The organism is Flavobacterium anhuiense (genome assembly GCF_050990855.1).
Taxonomy (GTDB): domain Bacteria; phylum Bacteroidota; class Bacteroidia; order Flavobacteriales; family Flavobacteriaceae; genus Flavobacterium; species Flavobacterium anhuiense_C.
The window spans coordinates 5,084,959-5,101,540 of sequence record NZ_CP158861.1; the positions used below are offsets into that span (position 1 = coordinate 5,084,959).

Annotated in this window: 13 protein-coding genes; 5 read left to right on the plus strand and 8 right to left on the minus strand. The window is 35.8% G+C overall.

The window, feature by feature from the left end; genetic code table 11:
• Positions 1 to 2: 2 nt before the first annotated feature.
• The 3 genes from ABTV69_RS21880 to ABTV69_RS21890 form a co-directional block, all read right to left on the minus strand.
• Complete coding sequence (locus ABTV69_RS21880; protein ID WP_433832640.1) at positions 3 to 2,672, minus strand: PAS domain-containing sensor histidine kinase; 2,670 nt, start codon at positions 2,670 to 2,672, stop codon at positions 3 to 5.
• Positions 2,673 to 2,855: 183 nt separating this feature from the next.
• Positions 2,856 to 3,062: a hypothetical protein gene (locus ABTV69_RS21885; protein WP_433832642.1), complete on the minus strand. Its 207-nt coding sequence runs from the start codon at positions 3,060 to 3,062 to the stop codon at positions 2,856 to 2,858.
• Between the two features lie 101 nt (positions 3,063 to 3,163).
• Positions 3,164 to 3,493 carry a hypothetical protein gene (locus tag ABTV69_RS21890; RefSeq protein WP_433832644.1) on the minus strand — a complete coding sequence of 110 codons (330 nt, stop codon included), beginning with the start codon at positions 3,491 to 3,493 and terminating at the stop codon, positions 3,164 to 3,166.
• A gap of 193 nt (positions 3,494 to 3,686) precedes the next feature.
• Here ABTV69_RS21890 and ABTV69_RS21895 point away from each other — a divergent pair, with 193 nt between their 5' ends.
• Positions 3,687 to 5,267 (plus strand): FAD-dependent oxidoreductase, encoded by a 1,581-nt coding sequence (locus ABTV69_RS21895; protein WP_433832646.1) that lies wholly within the window; start codon positions 3,687 to 3,689, stop codon positions 5,265 to 5,267.
• 16 nt (positions 5,268 to 5,283) lie between these two features.
• Positions 5,284 to 6,042 (plus strand): SDR family oxidoreductase, encoded by a 759-nt coding sequence (locus ABTV69_RS21900; RefSeq protein WP_433832648.1) that lies wholly within the window; start codon positions 5,284 to 5,286, stop codon positions 6,040 to 6,042.
• Positions 6,043 to 6,193: 151 nt separating this feature from the next.
• On the opposite strand, the gene ABTV69_RS21905 is transcribed toward ABTV69_RS21900, so the two are convergent.
• Positions 6,194 to 6,454 (minus strand): hypothetical protein, encoded by a 261-nt coding sequence (locus ABTV69_RS21905; protein ID WP_433832650.1) that lies wholly within the window; start codon positions 6,452 to 6,454, stop codon positions 6,194 to 6,196.
• Positions 6,455 to 6,658: 204 nt separating this feature from the next.
• Positions 6,659 to 8,293, minus strand: a complete 1,635-nt coding sequence (locus ABTV69_RS21910) for a sulfatase-like hydrolase/transferase (RefSeq protein ID WP_433832652.1) — start codon at positions 8,291 to 8,293, stop codon at positions 6,659 to 6,661.
• A gap of 191 nt (positions 8,294 to 8,484) precedes the next feature.
• Here ABTV69_RS21910 and ABTV69_RS21915 point away from each other — a divergent pair, with 191 nt between their 5' ends.
• From ABTV69_RS21915 to ABTV69_RS21925, 3 genes are all read left to right on the plus strand, one after another.
• A complete protein-coding gene (locus tag ABTV69_RS21915; protein WP_433832654.1) occupies positions 8,485 to 9,315 on the plus strand; it encodes a helix-turn-helix domain-containing protein in 831 nt (276 codons plus the stop codon).
• A 102-nt stretch (positions 9,316 to 9,417) separates the two neighbouring features.
• Positions 9,418 to 10,308, plus strand: a complete 891-nt coding sequence (gene ygiD, locus ABTV69_RS21920) for a 4,5-DOPA dioxygenase extradiol (protein ID WP_433832656.1) — start codon at positions 9,418 to 9,420, stop codon at positions 10,306 to 10,308.
• Positions 10,305 to 11,042, plus strand: coding sequence for an alpha/beta hydrolase (locus ABTV69_RS21925; RefSeq protein ID WP_433832658.1), 738 nt, complete (start codon positions 10,305 to 10,307; stop codon positions 11,040 to 11,042). The genes ygiD and ABTV69_RS21925 overlap by 4 nt, the downstream gene beginning before the upstream one ends.
• Before the next feature lie 298 nt (positions 11,043 to 11,340).
• Here the strand turns inward: ABTV69_RS21925 and ABTV69_RS21930 are convergent, their stop codons facing one another.
• From ABTV69_RS21930 to ABTV69_RS21940, 3 genes are all read right to left on the minus strand, one after another.
• Positions 11,341 to 13,203 carry a TonB-dependent receptor plug domain-containing protein gene (locus ABTV69_RS21930; protein WP_433832660.1) on the minus strand — a complete coding sequence of 621 codons (1,863 nt, stop codon included), beginning with the start codon at positions 13,201 to 13,203 and terminating at the stop codon, positions 11,341 to 11,343.
• Between the two features lie 403 nt (positions 13,204 to 13,606).
• Positions 13,607 to 14,911, minus strand: coding sequence for a serine hydrolase domain-containing protein (locus tag ABTV69_RS21935; RefSeq protein WP_433832661.1), 1,305 nt, complete (start codon positions 14,909 to 14,911; stop codon positions 13,607 to 13,609).
• A gap of 37 nt (positions 14,912 to 14,948) precedes the next feature.
• Positions 14,949 to 16,430, minus strand: a complete 1,482-nt coding sequence (locus ABTV69_RS21940; RefSeq protein WP_433832663.1) for a glycoside hydrolase family 10 protein — start codon at positions 16,428 to 16,430, stop codon at positions 14,949 to 14,951.
• Positions 16,431 to 16,582 lie beyond the last annotated feature (152 nt).

Genomic DNA, 16,582 nt, shown 5'->3' on the forward strand with positions numbered 1-16,582 from the left:
AATTAAATGTCTTTTGCTTTTTGCTCAAACGGCAAGGTAATAATAAAAACAGCACCTTTATTCAAAATACCTGTTGCCGTGATGCTTCCGCCATGGCGCTCGGCTATTTTTTTGCAGAGCGAAAGACCTAAGCCTGTTCCTTCAAAACGATCTTTAGAATTTAATCGCGTAAAGGTTTCAAAAATACGTCCTGTTTGATCGGAGTCAAAACCAATTCCGTTGTCTTCGACTGTAATTATAGTAATTTTATTGCCGTGCTCCATTTGCGCTGTAGCAGAAATGGTAATTTTCGGCGGCGTATGCTCTTGAGCAAATTTAATAGAATTGTTAATCAGGTTATAAAACAGCTGATAGAGCAATACAGAGGCTCCTTCTATAATTGGCAGCTCTTCGAAGTAAATCTTACCATTTGTTTCTTGAAGTGCAATTTCAAGATCAGTTTCTATATTTCTAATAACTTCATTTAAATCCACTATCGTGGTCTTTTGCGCATCGGCATTCATTTTTGAATAAGCCAATACGCCATCAATCATATTAAACATACGATCGGCTGCGACATGAATTCGCTCAATATATTTGGATGAAGACGCATCAAACTGTCCCTGCATATGATCTTCCAAACGACTTAAAAATGTTTTGATCTTTCGAACAGGTTCTTTCAAATCGTGTGAAGCAACATGCGCAAATTGCTGTAAATCATCATTTGATCTTTGCAATTCTTTGGTACGATCTGCAACCAAAATTTCTAGCTTTTCAGTAATAGACTTTTGCTCATTAATATCGGTACAGGTACCAAACCAGTTGGTAATTATTCCATCTTTATCCCTAATAGGCAAAGCTTTACTTAAAAACCACCTGTATTCTCCTGTAGTTCCATTTTTTAAACGAAACTCTAACTGATAAGGCAGTCCTGCATGCACACTTTGGTACCACGTTACGGATACTAGATAAACATCATCGGGATGCAATTTTGAAATCCAGCTTGGATCTCCAAATTCATTCTCCCAAAAGCCGGTATATTCATACCAACGGCTATTATAATAATCGACAAAACCTTCTGAATTGGCAGTCCAGATAATTTGCGGAACAAGATCTGCTAACTGTCTAAATCGTTCTTCACTTTCTGCAATAACATTTTGAAGTTCTTTCTGTGAAGTAATATCGCTCGAGGCTCCAAACCATTCAATAATTTTGTCTTGATCATCTAATATCGGCACCACTCTAGAAAAAACCCATTTGACAGAATCATCTTTAATAATTCTATGTTCCATTTCAAAAATAGACTTTTCTACTATAGATTTTGAGATAAGGTGAATAGCCTGCTGTAAATCGCTTGCATGGATAAATTTATCTAACCAATTTACACCACGTTCTCTCTGATTAGACAAGCGTTCCTCTCCTTCGAGGTTTTGCATAATCATCCAATCGGCATCCAATCGATAAACCAAATCTGAAGAGGCATTGACTAAAGCTCGAAAACGGCTTTCGCTTTCTTCCATTTTCTGACGTGCCACAACTTGCTCTGTTACCTCAACTGCGACTTGTATCATTCCGGTGATTTCTCCATCTTCAATCAACGGACGGTAAGCCAGGTTGTAATAATAATTTTTTAATTCGCCAGTACGATTGTGGGGTACTAAAACTTCACTTTGGTCAAAAGGAATTCCCTCATTGTAAACCTTTAAAACTTGCTCCCAAACATATTGCCCTTCGAGTTCTGGCAAAACATCAATCAATCGCATGCCTAAAATTTCTTCTCCTCGGCCGATCATTTGAAGCATATGCTTGTTGATCTGCTCAATAACAAGATCGTCGCCTTTAAGTACTAGAGTTGGAGCTGGCGTCTGATGAATCATTTTTCTAAAACGATTCTCACTTTGCTGTAATTTTTCTTCTGCCTGTTTGCTTTCTGTTATATCACGAGTTGTTCCCGCAACAAGTTCCACCTCTCCCTTTTCATTAAAAACCGGAACAAAAATATAATCATAAATTCTTCTTCCGAGTTCTGCATGCGGGAAAGAAACGGTTCCTCTAATCGATCTTTTAGTGTTTACTACGGCATCTATTTCTCTTTCATGCATTTCAGCATGCCACTCTTCATAACCATTTTCAATTAATCTCCGTCCAATAGAATCTTCTGCCGTCTTACCCCACATGGTCAGCAAAGCTTTGTTTGCGTATGTAAACTTATAATCAAGGTCAAATACATACACCAAATCTGGTGTTCCGTTTATAATAGAATTGTATAGTCTTTTATGTTTTTCTGCATCAAGTAATGCATGGTGAAGGGCTGTTTCAGCGTTTCTCTTTTCAGTGATATCTTCCATCGTTACCACCAGCAATTCTTCTTGTTTCACAGCAGTAAACTTAAAGCAGCTTTTTCCTTTTTCATCGTGATGCCAGTATTCCAAATCGGTTGCCATTCCGGTTACAGCGGTTTCAATAAACGATTCAAGAACAGCCGCCTCTTTTATCTTGGAAAATACTTTATTATATCGCTTGTTTTTATACGCTTCCGTATCGATCCAGTTTGTAATATAGCTATTACACAACAAAACTGAAAAATCTTCGACTTTGTCTTTATTATCGTACACAGGTTTTAAAACTGCAATGCCATTTGGTGCAGCATTAAAAACGGTCTGGAAAAGTTCTAAATTATTTATTAGCTCCATTATCGCACTAAATAAAGGTATTTACTAAAGTTATCCAATAGTCAAAAAGGCATTTCAACGGTTATATTCTTTCTCAAATATAGAGAAAACGTTTTTAACATTCTTAAATTCTTTTATCGTATTCTAGAATCAAAAAAGCCGAATCGGTAAGATTCAGCTTTTTGCATATTTTTCACCTAATAATTATTTTGCAATAGTATCGGTTTTAACTGTATTTGTTGTGTCCATATTAATGGTGTCCACTTCTGGCCCCACTGTATCTATGGTATTTTGAATAGAATCATTTTCGTATGAATCTATTTTTGTGCTTTCATTCTTTTTGCAAGAAGAAAATGCCACTCCTACTAGGAGAATCACGAAAGCGACTTTTGTTATAATTTGCGTTTTCATAATTATATATTTAAATGAATAATTTCCTTTTTTAACTTTATAAAATTAGGCTTTTACCAAAAGGCTACTATTACACAATTTTGAAAACTTATTACATAATGCTATTTCTTTTTGCGTTTTAAACTGTCTTTTTTAGCTTTCACACTGTCTTTCTGCACACCTGTAGCAGGTGTATAAAGAGCGCCGTCTTGCGGACTTTCACTTGGTCCGCTTCCTGTTCCAACTGTACTTTCTGATCCATTTTTTTGTGTAGATTTAATACCTGTAGAAATGTGATTTTCATTTTTTACGCTATCTATTTTATTCTCTCCGCTGTCAAGAGGCGAGATAACAGTCTCTATTTCATCACTGTACCCGTCGTTTTTTTTACATGAACTTAATAGCCCTAGTAAAACTATTAGAATTATTATTTTTCTCAAAACTGTTTTCATAATTATTTACTTTTTCAATTTATGCTAAGTAACTATTATTAAAATGGTTAAGCTTATACTATTTCTATTCATTTTTACATAAAATCCTGCTGGAAATCCTATAATTTTTTTGAATTAAAGCTGTAAAACTCTGTCACATTTAGTTAGTAGCTTTGAAATGAATGTTTTACGCATCATTAAAACAATAAAAAAAATGGAAAATGCAAATCACAATATAAATGAAGGAAGCATTACCTCTGGCGATAATGTTTCTTTTTGGATTGATTCTACTGATATCATTTCTTTTGAAAAACCTCAACACGATATCAAAACGGAAGTTCTCATTATTGGGGGAGGTATTGCAGGACTTACCACTGCTTATAAACTTTTAAAAGCAGGAAAAAAAGTTGTTTTGGTAGAAGATGGCTTTATTGGAAGCGGAGAAACAGGACGAACCACAGCACATTTAACCTGTGCACTAGATGATAGATATTATTATCTCCAAAATACTTTTGGAAAAGATAACGCGAGACTGGCCGCCGAAAGCCATACTGCAGCTATTGATGAAATTGAAAAAATGGTCAATGAATTAAAAATAGATTGCGATTTTGAAAGAGTAAATGGTTATTTGTTCCTTCATCCAAACGATAAAGAAAAAAATCTGGATAAGGAATTTGAAGCTACCCAAAATGCAGGTTTAGAAACTGTTCTTCTAAATCACACACCATCTTTAGCGGAAGCGCAAGACCAAAGATGTTTGGCGTTTAAAAATCAGGCGCAATTTCATGTTTTACATTATATAAAAGGACTTGCTAAAGCAATTACAGAAATGGGCGGCACCATTTATACAGAAGCTCATGCCGAAAACATAACCGACAAAGGCGCCACTGTAAACGGTTTTGATTTTTCTGCTAAATATATTGTTGTGGCAACCAATACGCCTATTAATGATGTTTTGACTATGCACACCAAACAGCACGCCTATAGAACGTATGTGATTGCAGGAAAAATTCCTAAAGACAGTTTGCCACATGCTTTGTGGTGGGACACAGGAGATCCCGAATCAAAATGGGTGGCACAACCTTATCATTATGTGCGTTTACAAAGCTTTGACGACGAATACGATTTACTAATTATCGGCGGTGAAGATCATAAAACAGGACAGGCAGATGAAGAAGGAATTTCTGAATTTTCACGCTATGAACGTTTGGAAATTTGGGCAAAAAAATACTTTCCATTATTAGACGAAATCAATTACAAATGGTCTGGACAAGTCATGGAACCTTTTGATTCTTTAGCTTTTCTAGGCAGAAATCCAGGCAATCAAAATGTTTTTATTGTAACGGGAGATTCTGGAAACGGAATGACCCACGCCACTATTGGAGCTATGATTATTTCTGATATGATTCAAGGAATTGATAATAAATGGCAAGATTTATACAGTCCATCGCGTATAACTTTTAAAGCGATTGGCGATTATTTGAAAGAAGCGGGAAATATGGCAACGCAATATTTGGATTGGATTAAAGCATCGGATTTAGAGAATACTGCGGATCTACCTTCTGGAGAGGGCGGAATTCTCTCTTTGGGATTACGAAAAATTGCGGTTTATCGCGATTATGACCAAACGCTTCATGCCTTTTCTGCTGTTTGTCCGCATCTAGGATGTGTCGTACAATGGAATCCTGACGAAAAATCGTTTGACTGTCCCTGCCACGGTTCAAGATTCGCAACCGACGGAACTGTGATTAATGGTCCCGCTGAAAGCAATTTAAACGATATTAAAATTAATTAATATAAAAATATATAGTATGGAAATCTTATCAAACTACTTTCACGATAATATCTGCCACAAAAAAATTGTCATTACAGGCGGCACAACCGGAATTGGAAAAGCTATTGCAGATTTACTGGTTTCGCTTGGAGGCCGTGTGCTAATTTTTGGAAGAGACGAAAGTGCTTTTTATACTGCTATGGATGATATTAAAGCTAAATCGTCTAAAGGAGAAATATTTGGAGAAACTGCCGATATTACAAAAAAAGAAGACATTGAAAGAATTTGGGAACGAGTAGACAAAGTTCTGGGTGGAGTAGATATTCTTATTAACAATGCGGCCTTGCCAGCAGGCGGAATTATGGAAGGTAACTATGAAGATTGGAAATATGTTTTAGAAACCAATATTTTAGGTTATATCGCTTTCGCGAAAGAAGCGGTCAACCGAATGAAAGAACAGCAATCTGGACATATTGTAAACATTGGCTCTATGAGTGCTGAAGTAAAAGAAAAAACCGGTGTTATTTATGTTGCATCCAAAACTGCGATAAGAGGTTTCAGTACAGCACTTCGTAAAGAGATTAATCCGCTGGGAATTAAAGTTTCGCACGTAGAACCTGGCGCGGTCACAAGCGATATGCAACCGGAACCAAAAGAAGTTCAAAAAGAAAAAATAAAAGAAATGGAGATGCTAGAAGCAGAAGACATAGCCATGAGTGTTTTGTTCTGTCTATGTCAGCCTAAACGTTGTGATATTGTAAGTATGCAGGTTAGGCCACATCTTCAAATCATCTAAAAATACCCCACACTTTTTCATTTTTTTTAATTTGAATACACCTGTGCAGTTTCTGTACAGGTGTTTTCTTGTTATAACGAAAAATGTACAATTGGTACTCTTCCTGCTTTATAAAATAAAAGAGCGGAAAATGTTCCGCTCTTTTCATCTTTTAATCGATTTTAGTTGCATCATTTTCAGCAACATCATTACGAAAATTATTTTTATGTCTCAATTCTTCGTAATCGGCATCATCTCCCCAATCTCCTGTGTTTTGCTGGTGGATCGGATTGTTTCTGTCGGTTAGATTTTCATCTTGGCTTTCATCACTTGGAAAATACATGTGATACCCCAAAATAGGATCCCAATTTGCTTCTTGCGTACGATCTATACCATCTTTGAATAAATCGTTTTGTTCATTTCTTGTATCCATTTTTCTAACTTTTTTATACCATCAGAAATCGCATAACTGAAAGTATGATTATTATTTCGTTTTCATAGAATGGTAAAATTCAGCAAATTACACAAAGAATTTGTTACATCATTTTAAACAAAGTTTATATGATTCTTTTCTTCTCTGCTATTTTATATAGTAATAAAGCAAAATAAAAAACGCCATGAAAGGCGTTTTTAAAAACTAATCAAGTCCGATTTGGCGTTTTGGCGGATATTTTTTCAATACTTCGAGGTATCGTAAATATTCAGCCTGAAGCGGAATTCCCATCGGTATGTGTCTAATTCCGATTGTTTCATCCTCCTGAGGATTGGTGTACAGATTGAACATATTTGAACCAGCAGATTGCTGCACTGTTCCACTAAATCCGCCAATATGTCCAGCCTGAACCACAGAGTTCAAAATCTGCGGCAGCGCAACAAATTTAAATTCGTCAACACGAACAGCTGAAACTTTAGCATTCCAGCAGTAGAAAACACTACGGCGGTTTGAAACCCCGTTTGGATCAATCAAGAAAGAAGTCTGATCGATTCCGTCTATGTACGTACTTGCTGGAACTAATTTGGCTAAATCGGCTCCTGGTTTACCTGCAAGGGACAAACTGGTATTGAAAAGATCTGAAAAATCAAAAAGTCCATCAGATTTACGAGGCTCAATTACCCCTTTCCAATATACAAAAGCAGGGCTTCTCACGCCGCCTTCCCAAGTGGATCCTTTCGCTCCGCGGAAAGGTGTTCGGCCATGTGGCGTAACTTCTGCCTCTGGTCCATTGTCCGAAAGGAAGAAAACAATTGTATTTTCTGCTTCTCCCGTTTCTTCAATAGTTTTCATTAGATTATTAAAAATATCATTCATTTCTACTATACAGTCGCTGTATGTTGTTCTCGCTGCAGAACGCCCTTTGTAATAATCATTGGGATAATTATCAAAGTGGCAGCCTCTTGTTCCATAATAAAGAAAAAATGTTTTTTTACTTCCTTTTTGTTTTTTAAGAAAATCGATTCCGTATTGCATCCATTTTTGGTCAAGATCTTTAATGTTATCATTTGTGATCTCGTATAAGTTTTCAATTTTTCCACCTTTCACCGCGTGAACATCCGATTTATTAAAAGGCAGTTTATTGATATAATCGTAGCGTTCTGGACTTAACACCACTTCTGGATTAAAAGCCTCATCTCTCCATTCGGTATACATATCCGATACTGACAAAAATCCTCTAAAATCATCGAAACCTACATTTTGAGGTTGCGATCCATCATTTTCTCCAATATGCCATTTTCCGATAGCCTGAGTAGTATATCCTTGGCCTGACAACAATTTGGCAATACTTGTTAAACCTTCCAATCCGCCTGGCTGCCCATACATTGGCGGAGATTGAATTCCGTGATGAATCTGATTTTGTCCCGTCATAATAGTAGCTCTTGTTGGAGAACAACTTGGCTGCGAATAAGCCGAGCTCAATATTAAACCATTTGTAGCATAATGGTCAATTGCTGGAGTTGCATTTCCAACCGCAGTTCCTCCTCCATTAAAACCAAAATCACTGTACCCCACATCATCTAGAAGAAAAATTACAATGTTCGGTTTCTTACCATACTTTTTCTCCAGATCAGCAAGTTTTTTCTTTACATTGCTATTCTGTTGTTCGTTTACCATTACTGGTTCCATGTTAGGTGCAAGAACAGTACTATTTTTTACTAGATACTGATTGGGCTGATCGTATCCTTTTTTCCCAGCAACTTTTACCGGTTCTTGTGCATGCAAGAAACCTGTAAAACAAATTCCGCAAATAAATGTAATCCAATTTGTAGTTTTCATAAGCATAATAATTATAATTTCCTACAAATCTATAAGTTACAAAGTATCAAATCACCTGAAGTACACCGTTTTATGTTTCATATTATAAAATGAAACCTGATTTTTGCACCATTCGATAAAAAAAGCCTTTTAATATAGGTTAAAAAACTTCTGAAATAATAACTACCTTTAGATTTCCCTAAAGACCACTTATGACGGAGATTTTCAAAATTTTTAAAATTACAGTTTCGGAAGCTGAAAAAATTTTGCAATCGGTAAACGAACCGCATGCGCATGATTTTGAAGAACTTATTATTGGAAATAAAGGTCAGTTGGAACATTTTATCGATTTTCAGTCCAAACTCATAGACGCGCCTTTTATCAGTTTTGTGACCCAAGGAAAAATTCATCGTGCAAAGCCTCTAATCAAAGATGGCGTTTGCGATATGTGGGTTTTGCGATTTAAAAGTGAATTTATTGCCGAAACCACTTTCAGCCTTTATGCTTCTTTTCACGATAAGGCTAATATCAGCTTGCAAAGCAATCAATGTTTTGAAAAACTAGATACCATCTGCAAAATTATTTTTGACGAATACGAACAAGAAGCTCCAGATCTCGCCGTTATCAAACAATTGTTAAGCGCACTTTTTACGATTGTTGAATCGGAAAGACGAAAGCTGAATTTAGATAACGATGAATCGAAAAAAATTCAGAGTTCTACTTTTAAAAACTTTTTGAGACTATTAGAAGAACATTACAAAGAATCTAAAGACGTTAATTTCTACGCAGAAAAACTGTTTATGACTTCCCGAAATCTAAATAATATCTGTCAAAATATTTTGCAGCAAAGTGTTTCGGAAATTATTGAAACCCGAAAATTAACCGAAGCCAAAAACTTATTAATGACTTCAGATAAAAACATTGCTGAAATAGGGTACGAACTCGGTTTTAATGAAAAAACCTATTTTACACACGCTTTCAAACGAAAAGCTGGAATGACTCCAACGGAGTTTAGGGAGGAAATGAAAAAGCTTCTTTCTTAAAAACACAACCTTTCTTCCGAAAATCGTTACCTCTTTCGTTATATTTAATTGCAATTTTGTATCTCAAATTAAAGATACTTTTTAAGCAATTAATCATAAAAAATGAATCGTAAAGATTTTCTAAAAACCATGGCAATTTTACCTATCGGAGCTGCAGCTATGAAACTGAGCTCACTTAAGACCGCTGTAGACACTTTTGGACCTACAGAACGCATGCCAGTTCTATTTCTAGGACACGGAAATCCGATGAATGCATTGGCAGATAATAATTTCACACAAGGTTTTCAGCAAGTGGCAAAAACACTTCCAAAACCTAGAGCGATACTTTGTATTTCGGCACACTGGGAAACCAAAGGAACTTTTGTAACCGCAATGCCAAAACCACCCACAATTCATGATTTTGGAGGTTTTCCGCAGGCACTTTTTGATGTGCAATATCCTGCGCCTGGAAGTCCAGAATTGGCTTTAGAAACTCAGAAACTCATCACTTCCACTTCGGTTGGATTAGATAACAGTTGGGGATTGGATCACGGATGTTGGACGGTGATAAAATTCCTTTATCCAAATGCCGATATTCCGATTATCGAAATGAGCATCGATTATTCGCAACCTGCTTCTTACCATTATGAATTAGGAAAAGAATTGGCCGCTTTACGCCGAAAAGGTGTTCTAATTGTGGGAAGTGGAAATAGCGTTCACAACTTACGTCTTGCGGCTTGGGACAAAATGATGGTTCCGGGTTATGCTTTTGAATGGGCGCATATTGCGAATGAAAAAATGAAAAACATGATTTTCGATAGAGATCATAATTCACTCATCCATTTTGATAAACAAGGAAGAGAATTTGAATTGGCAATTCCAACCCCAGAACATTATATGCCCTTATTGTACGTTTTATCGCTTCAGGAAAAAGATGAAAAAGCAACTATTTTCAATGACGAATTGGTGGCAGGATCACTCAACATGATGTCCGTAAAAATAGACAAAGCATGACTTTAAAAAAGCCTTTTTGGATTGCATTTGCCATTCTTATTACCCTATCAATTTTGAGTTTTACGATTATGAATTCAACTAAAGAAAAAACTAAACTGCATTATTTAATTAGAGAACCAAAAGTAAAAACGGCAAATCCGCCATTGGTGATTTTGCTTCATGGCGTTGGCGGAAACGAACAGAATCTATTTTCGTTTGCTCCGGAATTGCCCGAAAATTTTGTGGTGGTTGCTGCTCGCGGACCGCTGACTTTTGGCGCAAATAACTTCGCTTGGTTTCAGGTAGATTTTTCTACAGGAAAACCTCAAATAAATACTCAACAAGCAGAAAATTCAAGGTTAATGCTAATCGATTTTATTGACGATTTAAAATCTGAAATCAACTTTAATCCGAATGAAGTTTATTTAATGGGATTTAGCCAAGGCGGCATTATGAGTTACAGCGTTGCGCTCACCGATCCCGAAAAAGTAAAAGGAATTGCCGTAATGAGCGGACGACTTTTACCAGAAATAAAACCTTTTATGGCAGATGAAAAACGTCTTGAAAAACTTAAAATCTTTATTTCGCATGGAAAACAAGATGCCGTTTTAAATTATCAATATGCTCTTGAAGCTACCGATTTTCTAAAAACCAAAAACTTAAATCCTGATTTTCATTCTTATGAAGAAGGTCATACCGTAAATAGACAGATGTTTGATGATGTCAATCTTTGGTTAAAAAACAATACTATTTAACTCACTTTGCTAAATTATTTTCAACACATAGAAACATAGTTTATCTAAACTATTAGGTGGAATTAAAACAGTATAAATTTTGACGCGGATTAGGCAGATTCGTTATCACGAAAACGCGGAAAAAAACAGATTTATAAAAAGAATTAAAAAAATCCGTTTTTGTCCGCGCTTTTGCGAAGTAAATCCGTTTTATCCGCGTGCTATCTTATTCAAACTTGTATTTTTAATTATAAAAAAAGCCTGTAAACGTAACATTTACAGGCTTTTTTACATGAATCTAATTTCCTAAATCAAGTAATTAAAAAGTAACTAATTTCACTCCCAATGTAAACCATCTTGAAGGCAATGGCACTGCTCCTACTTCATAATACGTTGCATTGAAAATATTTTGTCCGTCTAAGAAAATGGTAAATTTATTAATCGCCTGACTTACTCTAAAGTCATTTACCCAATAAGAAGGGCCTGTAATTCTTTCGTTAAAACGAGTTGCAAACATTACAGATAAATTTTTAAACTGATAATCTATCGTATTGGTAATTTGATGTTTTAATGAAGAAATCGAGTATTTCGAATAGGTTTCTGTACGCGCTGTTTTAAATTCAGAATCTAAATAGGTGTACCCTAAAAGAATGTTCAATCTTGAATCTTTAGAAAAATCAAATCGGTAAGTTCCGCGTAAATTGATTCCGTTTGTGTTTAGATCTCCCGTGTTTTGACTTTGCCATGGCTGCGTTGTAAGATTACGCATCCAGTCGATATAATTGTCAATTTTTCTGTAGAAATAATTCGCGTTAAAGCTCAACGCTCTTTTATTGTATTTAAATCCGATTTCGCTCTGAAAAGCATTTTCTGAATCTAAATCTGGATTTCCAATGTTTCCTGTCTGTTTCAAATACAAATCTGTGAAAGACGGAATTCTTTGGCTTGTTCCAACATTTCCAATGATTTTAAATGAATCCGTGATCTCATAACTTGCATCAATTCCCGGATAAATTTGCCATTTATAATCTGAATTGTAGTTTAAATACGTTCCAATATTTACATCCAATTTATCCGTAAAACTTGTTCGGTATTCTGCGTAAAGACCCACATTTTCGCGATCGTGATCTCCAATATTTGAGGAGTGAATATTTTCATTTCTAAATTCTGCTCCAAAACCAATTTCGCCTTTAGATAATTTAACCGTAGAGTTCAATTCACCAGCAATAGAGTTGGTGTAATGCTGACTTCTACCAACTGCTAAATTTGAGTTTCCTAAATAACGGTAATCGTCATAATTGTATCGGTATGTTACTCTTGGCATAATTTTCCAATTATCCGTAATTTGATGGTTGGATTGAATATTAGCAAAAGTCGTCTGCACAATTTCGGTAGAATTTTTGTCTCCAGGTGCTGCGTAAAACCCGTTCGCCCCAAATCCGTTGTTGATGTAACCTGCAGATCCTAAAATTTCATTTTTATCATTGATCTGTACATTTCCCTGATAGAAAATTTTATTGTTTTCGAATGCCGTATTATAGCGGTAACCATTGCTTTTATCGTGAGATGCAAAAATTAAATGCTGTTGCTTTTCTTTTCCTAAAACAGCTCCTGCCTGAATTCCTGTTCCATAGAAAGTATCTCCTGTATCTTGCGTATCTTTTTCAAAATTAGAACCTGCATAAGTGCTTACTAAAAATCCGGAATCAGTCGGTTTTTTGGTAATGATGTTAATTGCTCCCGTCAAACTGTTAATTCCGTAGATTCTTGCAGCCGGACCACGAACCACTTCGATTCTTTCGATCGCCTCAACCGGAAGAGGAAGATTCAGCATATTATGGGCAGTTTGCGAATCGATCACTTTTGCTCCGTTTAATAAAACAACAGTCTGTTCAAAACTTCCTCCATCAACACTGATGTCGGCTTGAGTTCCAAAAGGCCCTCTTTGTCTGATGTCTACTCCGTTAGCATATTGCAAAACTTCTTGCAATGTTCTTCCTGGAAGTTTTTTAATGGTCTCGCTTGAGATCACATAAACATTTCTATTTTGTTTAGAAATTGGCGTGTTAAAGCGACCTTCGTTAATAATGACTTCATCCATTTGGTTGATGGAATCTTTCTTGGTCTGCGCGTAAAAATTGGTACAAATTACTGTAAAAACAGCAAAATAGATTTTTTTCATTTTGGTTTACTATTTTTTTGGCAAAAGTAACCTGTTACCGTACCAACAAAGTATACCAGTTTAATAATTATAAGTAGTCCGGATAAATTTCTAATGTATTTTGCGTGCAATTAAATAAAACAAAAGTTAAGCTGAAAGATATCACTTACAAATCAAATATTTAGCTTTGTTTTTTTGCCACAGATTAAAATGATTTTCACAGATTACCTTTTTGGTAAGCCACGAATTACACAAATTAGCACAAATCAATTCGTGAAAATTCATGTAATTCGTGGCTATAAAAATCATTTAAGCTGATCGGCGCAGAGAAATTTTAAAATTAAATCTGCTAAAATCTGCAAAATCTGCGTGAAAAAAAATTATTTAATCTTTCTATCCCGATAGCAATCGGGAGTGGCTAAAACTACTTATTAATCTGCCTCCAGATCTTTGCACTAAAATCATCCTTGTACATTAATCTGTTTGTTCTGGTTGGATTTACGCGATTGGTTAGAATGATTAAAAAACGGTTGGTGTTTCTGTTCATAAAGAAAAATGTTCCTGTAAAACCGGTGTGTCCGAAATCATCTTTAGTGAAAAACTCGTCTGGCTTTCTTTTGTCAAAACCTAAACCGCGATAAATGCCTTGTTGGGCTAAAGGAGAATCTGTAAACTCTTTTACGACCTTAGCTTTTAGAATTTGTTTTCCTTTGTAAGTTCCGTTATTCATCAGCATTTTGCAGATTACGGCAATCGATTCGGCGTTAGCGAATAAACCTGCGTTTCCTGAAACCCCACCAAAAATAGCCGCCGCTTCATCGTGTACATAACCTTTAATAGTATCTTTTCTAAAGAAATTATCCACTTCAGTTGGCATTACATTTTCTATCGAAGTCCATTTTAGCGGATTATATCCAATTTTTGAAATGCCTAATGCTGTATAAATTTCATTTGTAAACTGATCGAGTTTCTTTCCTGTTTTGGTTTCAATCATTTGCTTTACCAAAAGCAAGTTCAAATCGCTATACAAATATTTCCCTCTCGGATTTGTATTCGCCTTCGCAATCCTTTCATAAACCAATGAATAAAATTCTGGGTTCAGCCACATGTTTTTATAAATCTGAACCCAATTTTCTTTAGGTTCGAAAGAAAGATATTTTGAATCGTAAACAATGTTTTTGTTGACAAACATAACATCAAACGGCTCAACATATTGCTCCGATTTTTCGTTGCTCAACAAAGGCGAATTATCTGGTGTAGAAAGCAGCGCCTGATAAAAAGTAATACTTGGCGTTAATCCAGAAGTATGTGTCAACAGCTCAAAAAGAGTCAAATCAGAAATCGCTGTGTTTTTGTACATCGGAACAATTTCGCCAACTTGATCTGTAAGCTTTAGTTTTCCATCTCCAACCAAACGCATTGTTACTAAAGTTGCTCCTAGAACTTTAGACATCGAAGCCAAATCAAAAACATCTTCTGATTTTACCTTTTGTCTTTTTCCATAATCATGGAAACCATAATTTTTGGTTATCAAATTAAAATCTCCTGTACCGACAATAACTTGCGCTCCCGGAAAAAAGCCTTTTTCAAGCGCATTATTCATCATCGAATCGATATAGGCTTCGTTTTCTTTGTTATTGCCGTCCGTAACTATTTTTTTTGAAGAATGAAAGCCCATTACTAAAAAAACAAACGAAATAATGACAATACTGAATGTTATCTTTTTCATCTTTTTACTGATTAATTTTGAAGTCCTGTCCTATCATTTATTTGGTCGTAAATTCTACCGGACTACTTTCGGTCTGGGTCTGACTCAAAGCAGTCACTGCATAAACATAGTTTTCCAAATCGGCATTTGGCACTTCTAGTTTAAGCGCTGTGGTTACATAGTAGATATTTTCAGGATTTGAGAAATCGGTTATTCTTCCTTTTGGAAATCTGTAAATCACATATTTCTTGTCGTTAAATGCGGCTTTCCAAGTTAAAACTGCATTATTGCCTTTTTTAGCAATTACAGCGTTTGTTGGCGGTTCTGGTTTTAATCTTGTAATCCTGTTTGCTTCTGGAGTCAAAGCGATATATTTATATACTTTTTGAGTTAAAGGCTGTCTCAAAGTATCGCCTTTTTTCAGAAAATTAGACGCGGTAAAATGCATCGAACCATCAATTTGAGGCAGTTTACGAATCATTTCAATCTGTTTTACGATTTGATCTGGGCTTCGCCACTCTGGTTCTTTGGCAGTAGCTGAAAGCTTATATTCGCCATGACCTACATAAATATTTGTTCCGTATTTGTGTTCTGCCCACCATTTTGCTAAAACTTCAAAATTGGCTTTGTCAAAACCAATGTGCCAATATAGTTGCGGCGTTACATAATCGATCCAGTTTTCTTTTTGCCATTTTAAAATATTCGCATACAAATCATCATAATTTGTCGCTCCGGCAGAAGTTTTAGAGCCTTCTGAATCTTTAGCGCTATTTCTCCAAACTCCAAAAGGAGAAATTCCGAATTCGACTTCTGGTTTATTGGCAATAATAGTATCTCTGATTTGTTTGATAATTAAATCGACGTTGTCTCTTCGCCAGTCGTCTTTGTCTTTAAACTGACGCGGTTCTTTAGCGAAAGCCTTTTCATCTGGAAATTCTTGTCCGGCAATTTTATAAGGATAAAAATAATCGTCCATATGAACGGCTTGAACATCGTATTTACGAACAATTTCACCGACTACAGAAGCAACAAAATCTCTGGTTTCTTGTAAACCCGGATTAAAATATCTCGTTTTTCCGTACGTCAGAAAAAGATCTGGTCTTTTAAAATATAAGTGATTTTTTGAAAGTACATCCCTAACGGTATCTTTCTGCACACGATACGGATTCAGCCAAACGTGCACGTTCATACCTCGTTTTCCTGCTTCATCAATCATCATTTGCAACGGATCAAAACCTGGCGCAACGCCTTGAGTTCCCGTTATCCAATGTGAAGCAGGTTCTTTTGTCGATTTGTAAAAAGCATCGGCAGTTGGTCGAATTTGAAAAATCACAGTATTTAGATTATACGAACGTAGATTATCCAAAAGGGCAATCATTTCAGTTTTCATTTCTTTGTCTGACAAACCGGGCTTTGAAGGCCAGTCGATATTTTCTACTGTCGAAATCCAAGCGGCGCGCATTTCTCTCTTTGGAGATTGCTGACTGAAAATTTTGGTATGAATCAGCAAAACTAGCATTATAATTTTTACGTTTTTCATCTGCACTTTTATAGTTTAACCGCAAAGAGCGCAATCCCGATAGCTATTGGGAACGCTAAGTTCGCAAAGGTTTATATTTTTATTTATGTTTGTTTTTCTCTCGCAGATTTGGCAGATTCTCCAGATTTAATTTGTGAAAATTTGTGAAATTT

Excerpts from the sequence above, each read along its gene's own strand:
- ABTV69_RS21880 (WP_433832640.1), bottom strand. The coding sequence starts at position 2,672 with ATGGAGCTAATAAATAATTTAGAACTTTTCCAGACCGTTTTTAATGCT.
- ABTV69_RS21885 (WP_433832642.1), bottom strand. The coding sequence starts at position 3,062 with ATGAAAACGCAAATTATAACAAAAGTCGCTTTCGTGATTCTCCTAGTA.
- ABTV69_RS21890 (WP_433832644.1), bottom strand. The coding sequence starts at position 3,493 with ATGAAAACAGTTTTGAGAAAAATAATAATTCTAATAGTTTTACTAGGG.
- ABTV69_RS21895 (WP_433832646.1), top strand. The coding sequence starts at position 3,687 with ATGGAAAATGCAAATCACAATATAAATGAAGGAAGCATTACCTCTGGC.
- ABTV69_RS21900 (WP_433832648.1), top strand. The coding sequence starts at position 5,284 with ATGGAAATCTTATCAAACTACTTTCACGATAATATCTGCCACAAAAAA.
- ABTV69_RS21905 (WP_433832650.1), bottom strand. The coding sequence starts at position 6,454 with ATGGATACAAGAAATGAACAAAACGATTTATTCAAAGATGGTATAGAT.
- ABTV69_RS21910 (WP_433832652.1), bottom strand. The coding sequence starts at position 8,293 with ATGAAAACTACAAATTGGATTACATTTATTTGCGGAATTTGTTTTACA.
- ABTV69_RS21915 (WP_433832654.1), top strand. The coding sequence starts at position 8,485 with ATGACGGAGATTTTCAAAATTTTTAAAATTACAGTTTCGGAAGCTGAA.
- ygiD (WP_433832656.1), top strand. The coding sequence starts at position 9,418 with ATGAATCGTAAAGATTTTCTAAAAACCATGGCAATTTTACCTATCGGA.
- ABTV69_RS21925 (WP_433832658.1), top strand. The coding sequence starts at position 10,305 with ATGACTTTAAAAAAGCCTTTTTGGATTGCATTTGCCATTCTTATTACC.
- ABTV69_RS21930 (WP_433832660.1), bottom strand. The coding sequence starts at position 13,203 with ATGAAAAAAATCTATTTTGCTGTTTTTACAGTAATTTGTACCAATTTT.
- ABTV69_RS21935 (WP_433832661.1), bottom strand. The coding sequence starts at position 14,911 with ATGAAAAAGATAACATTCAGTATTGTCATTATTTCGTTTGTTTTTTTA.
- ABTV69_RS21940 (WP_433832663.1), bottom strand. The coding sequence starts at position 16,430 with ATGAAAAACGTAAAAATTATAATGCTAGTTTTGCTGATTCATACCAAA.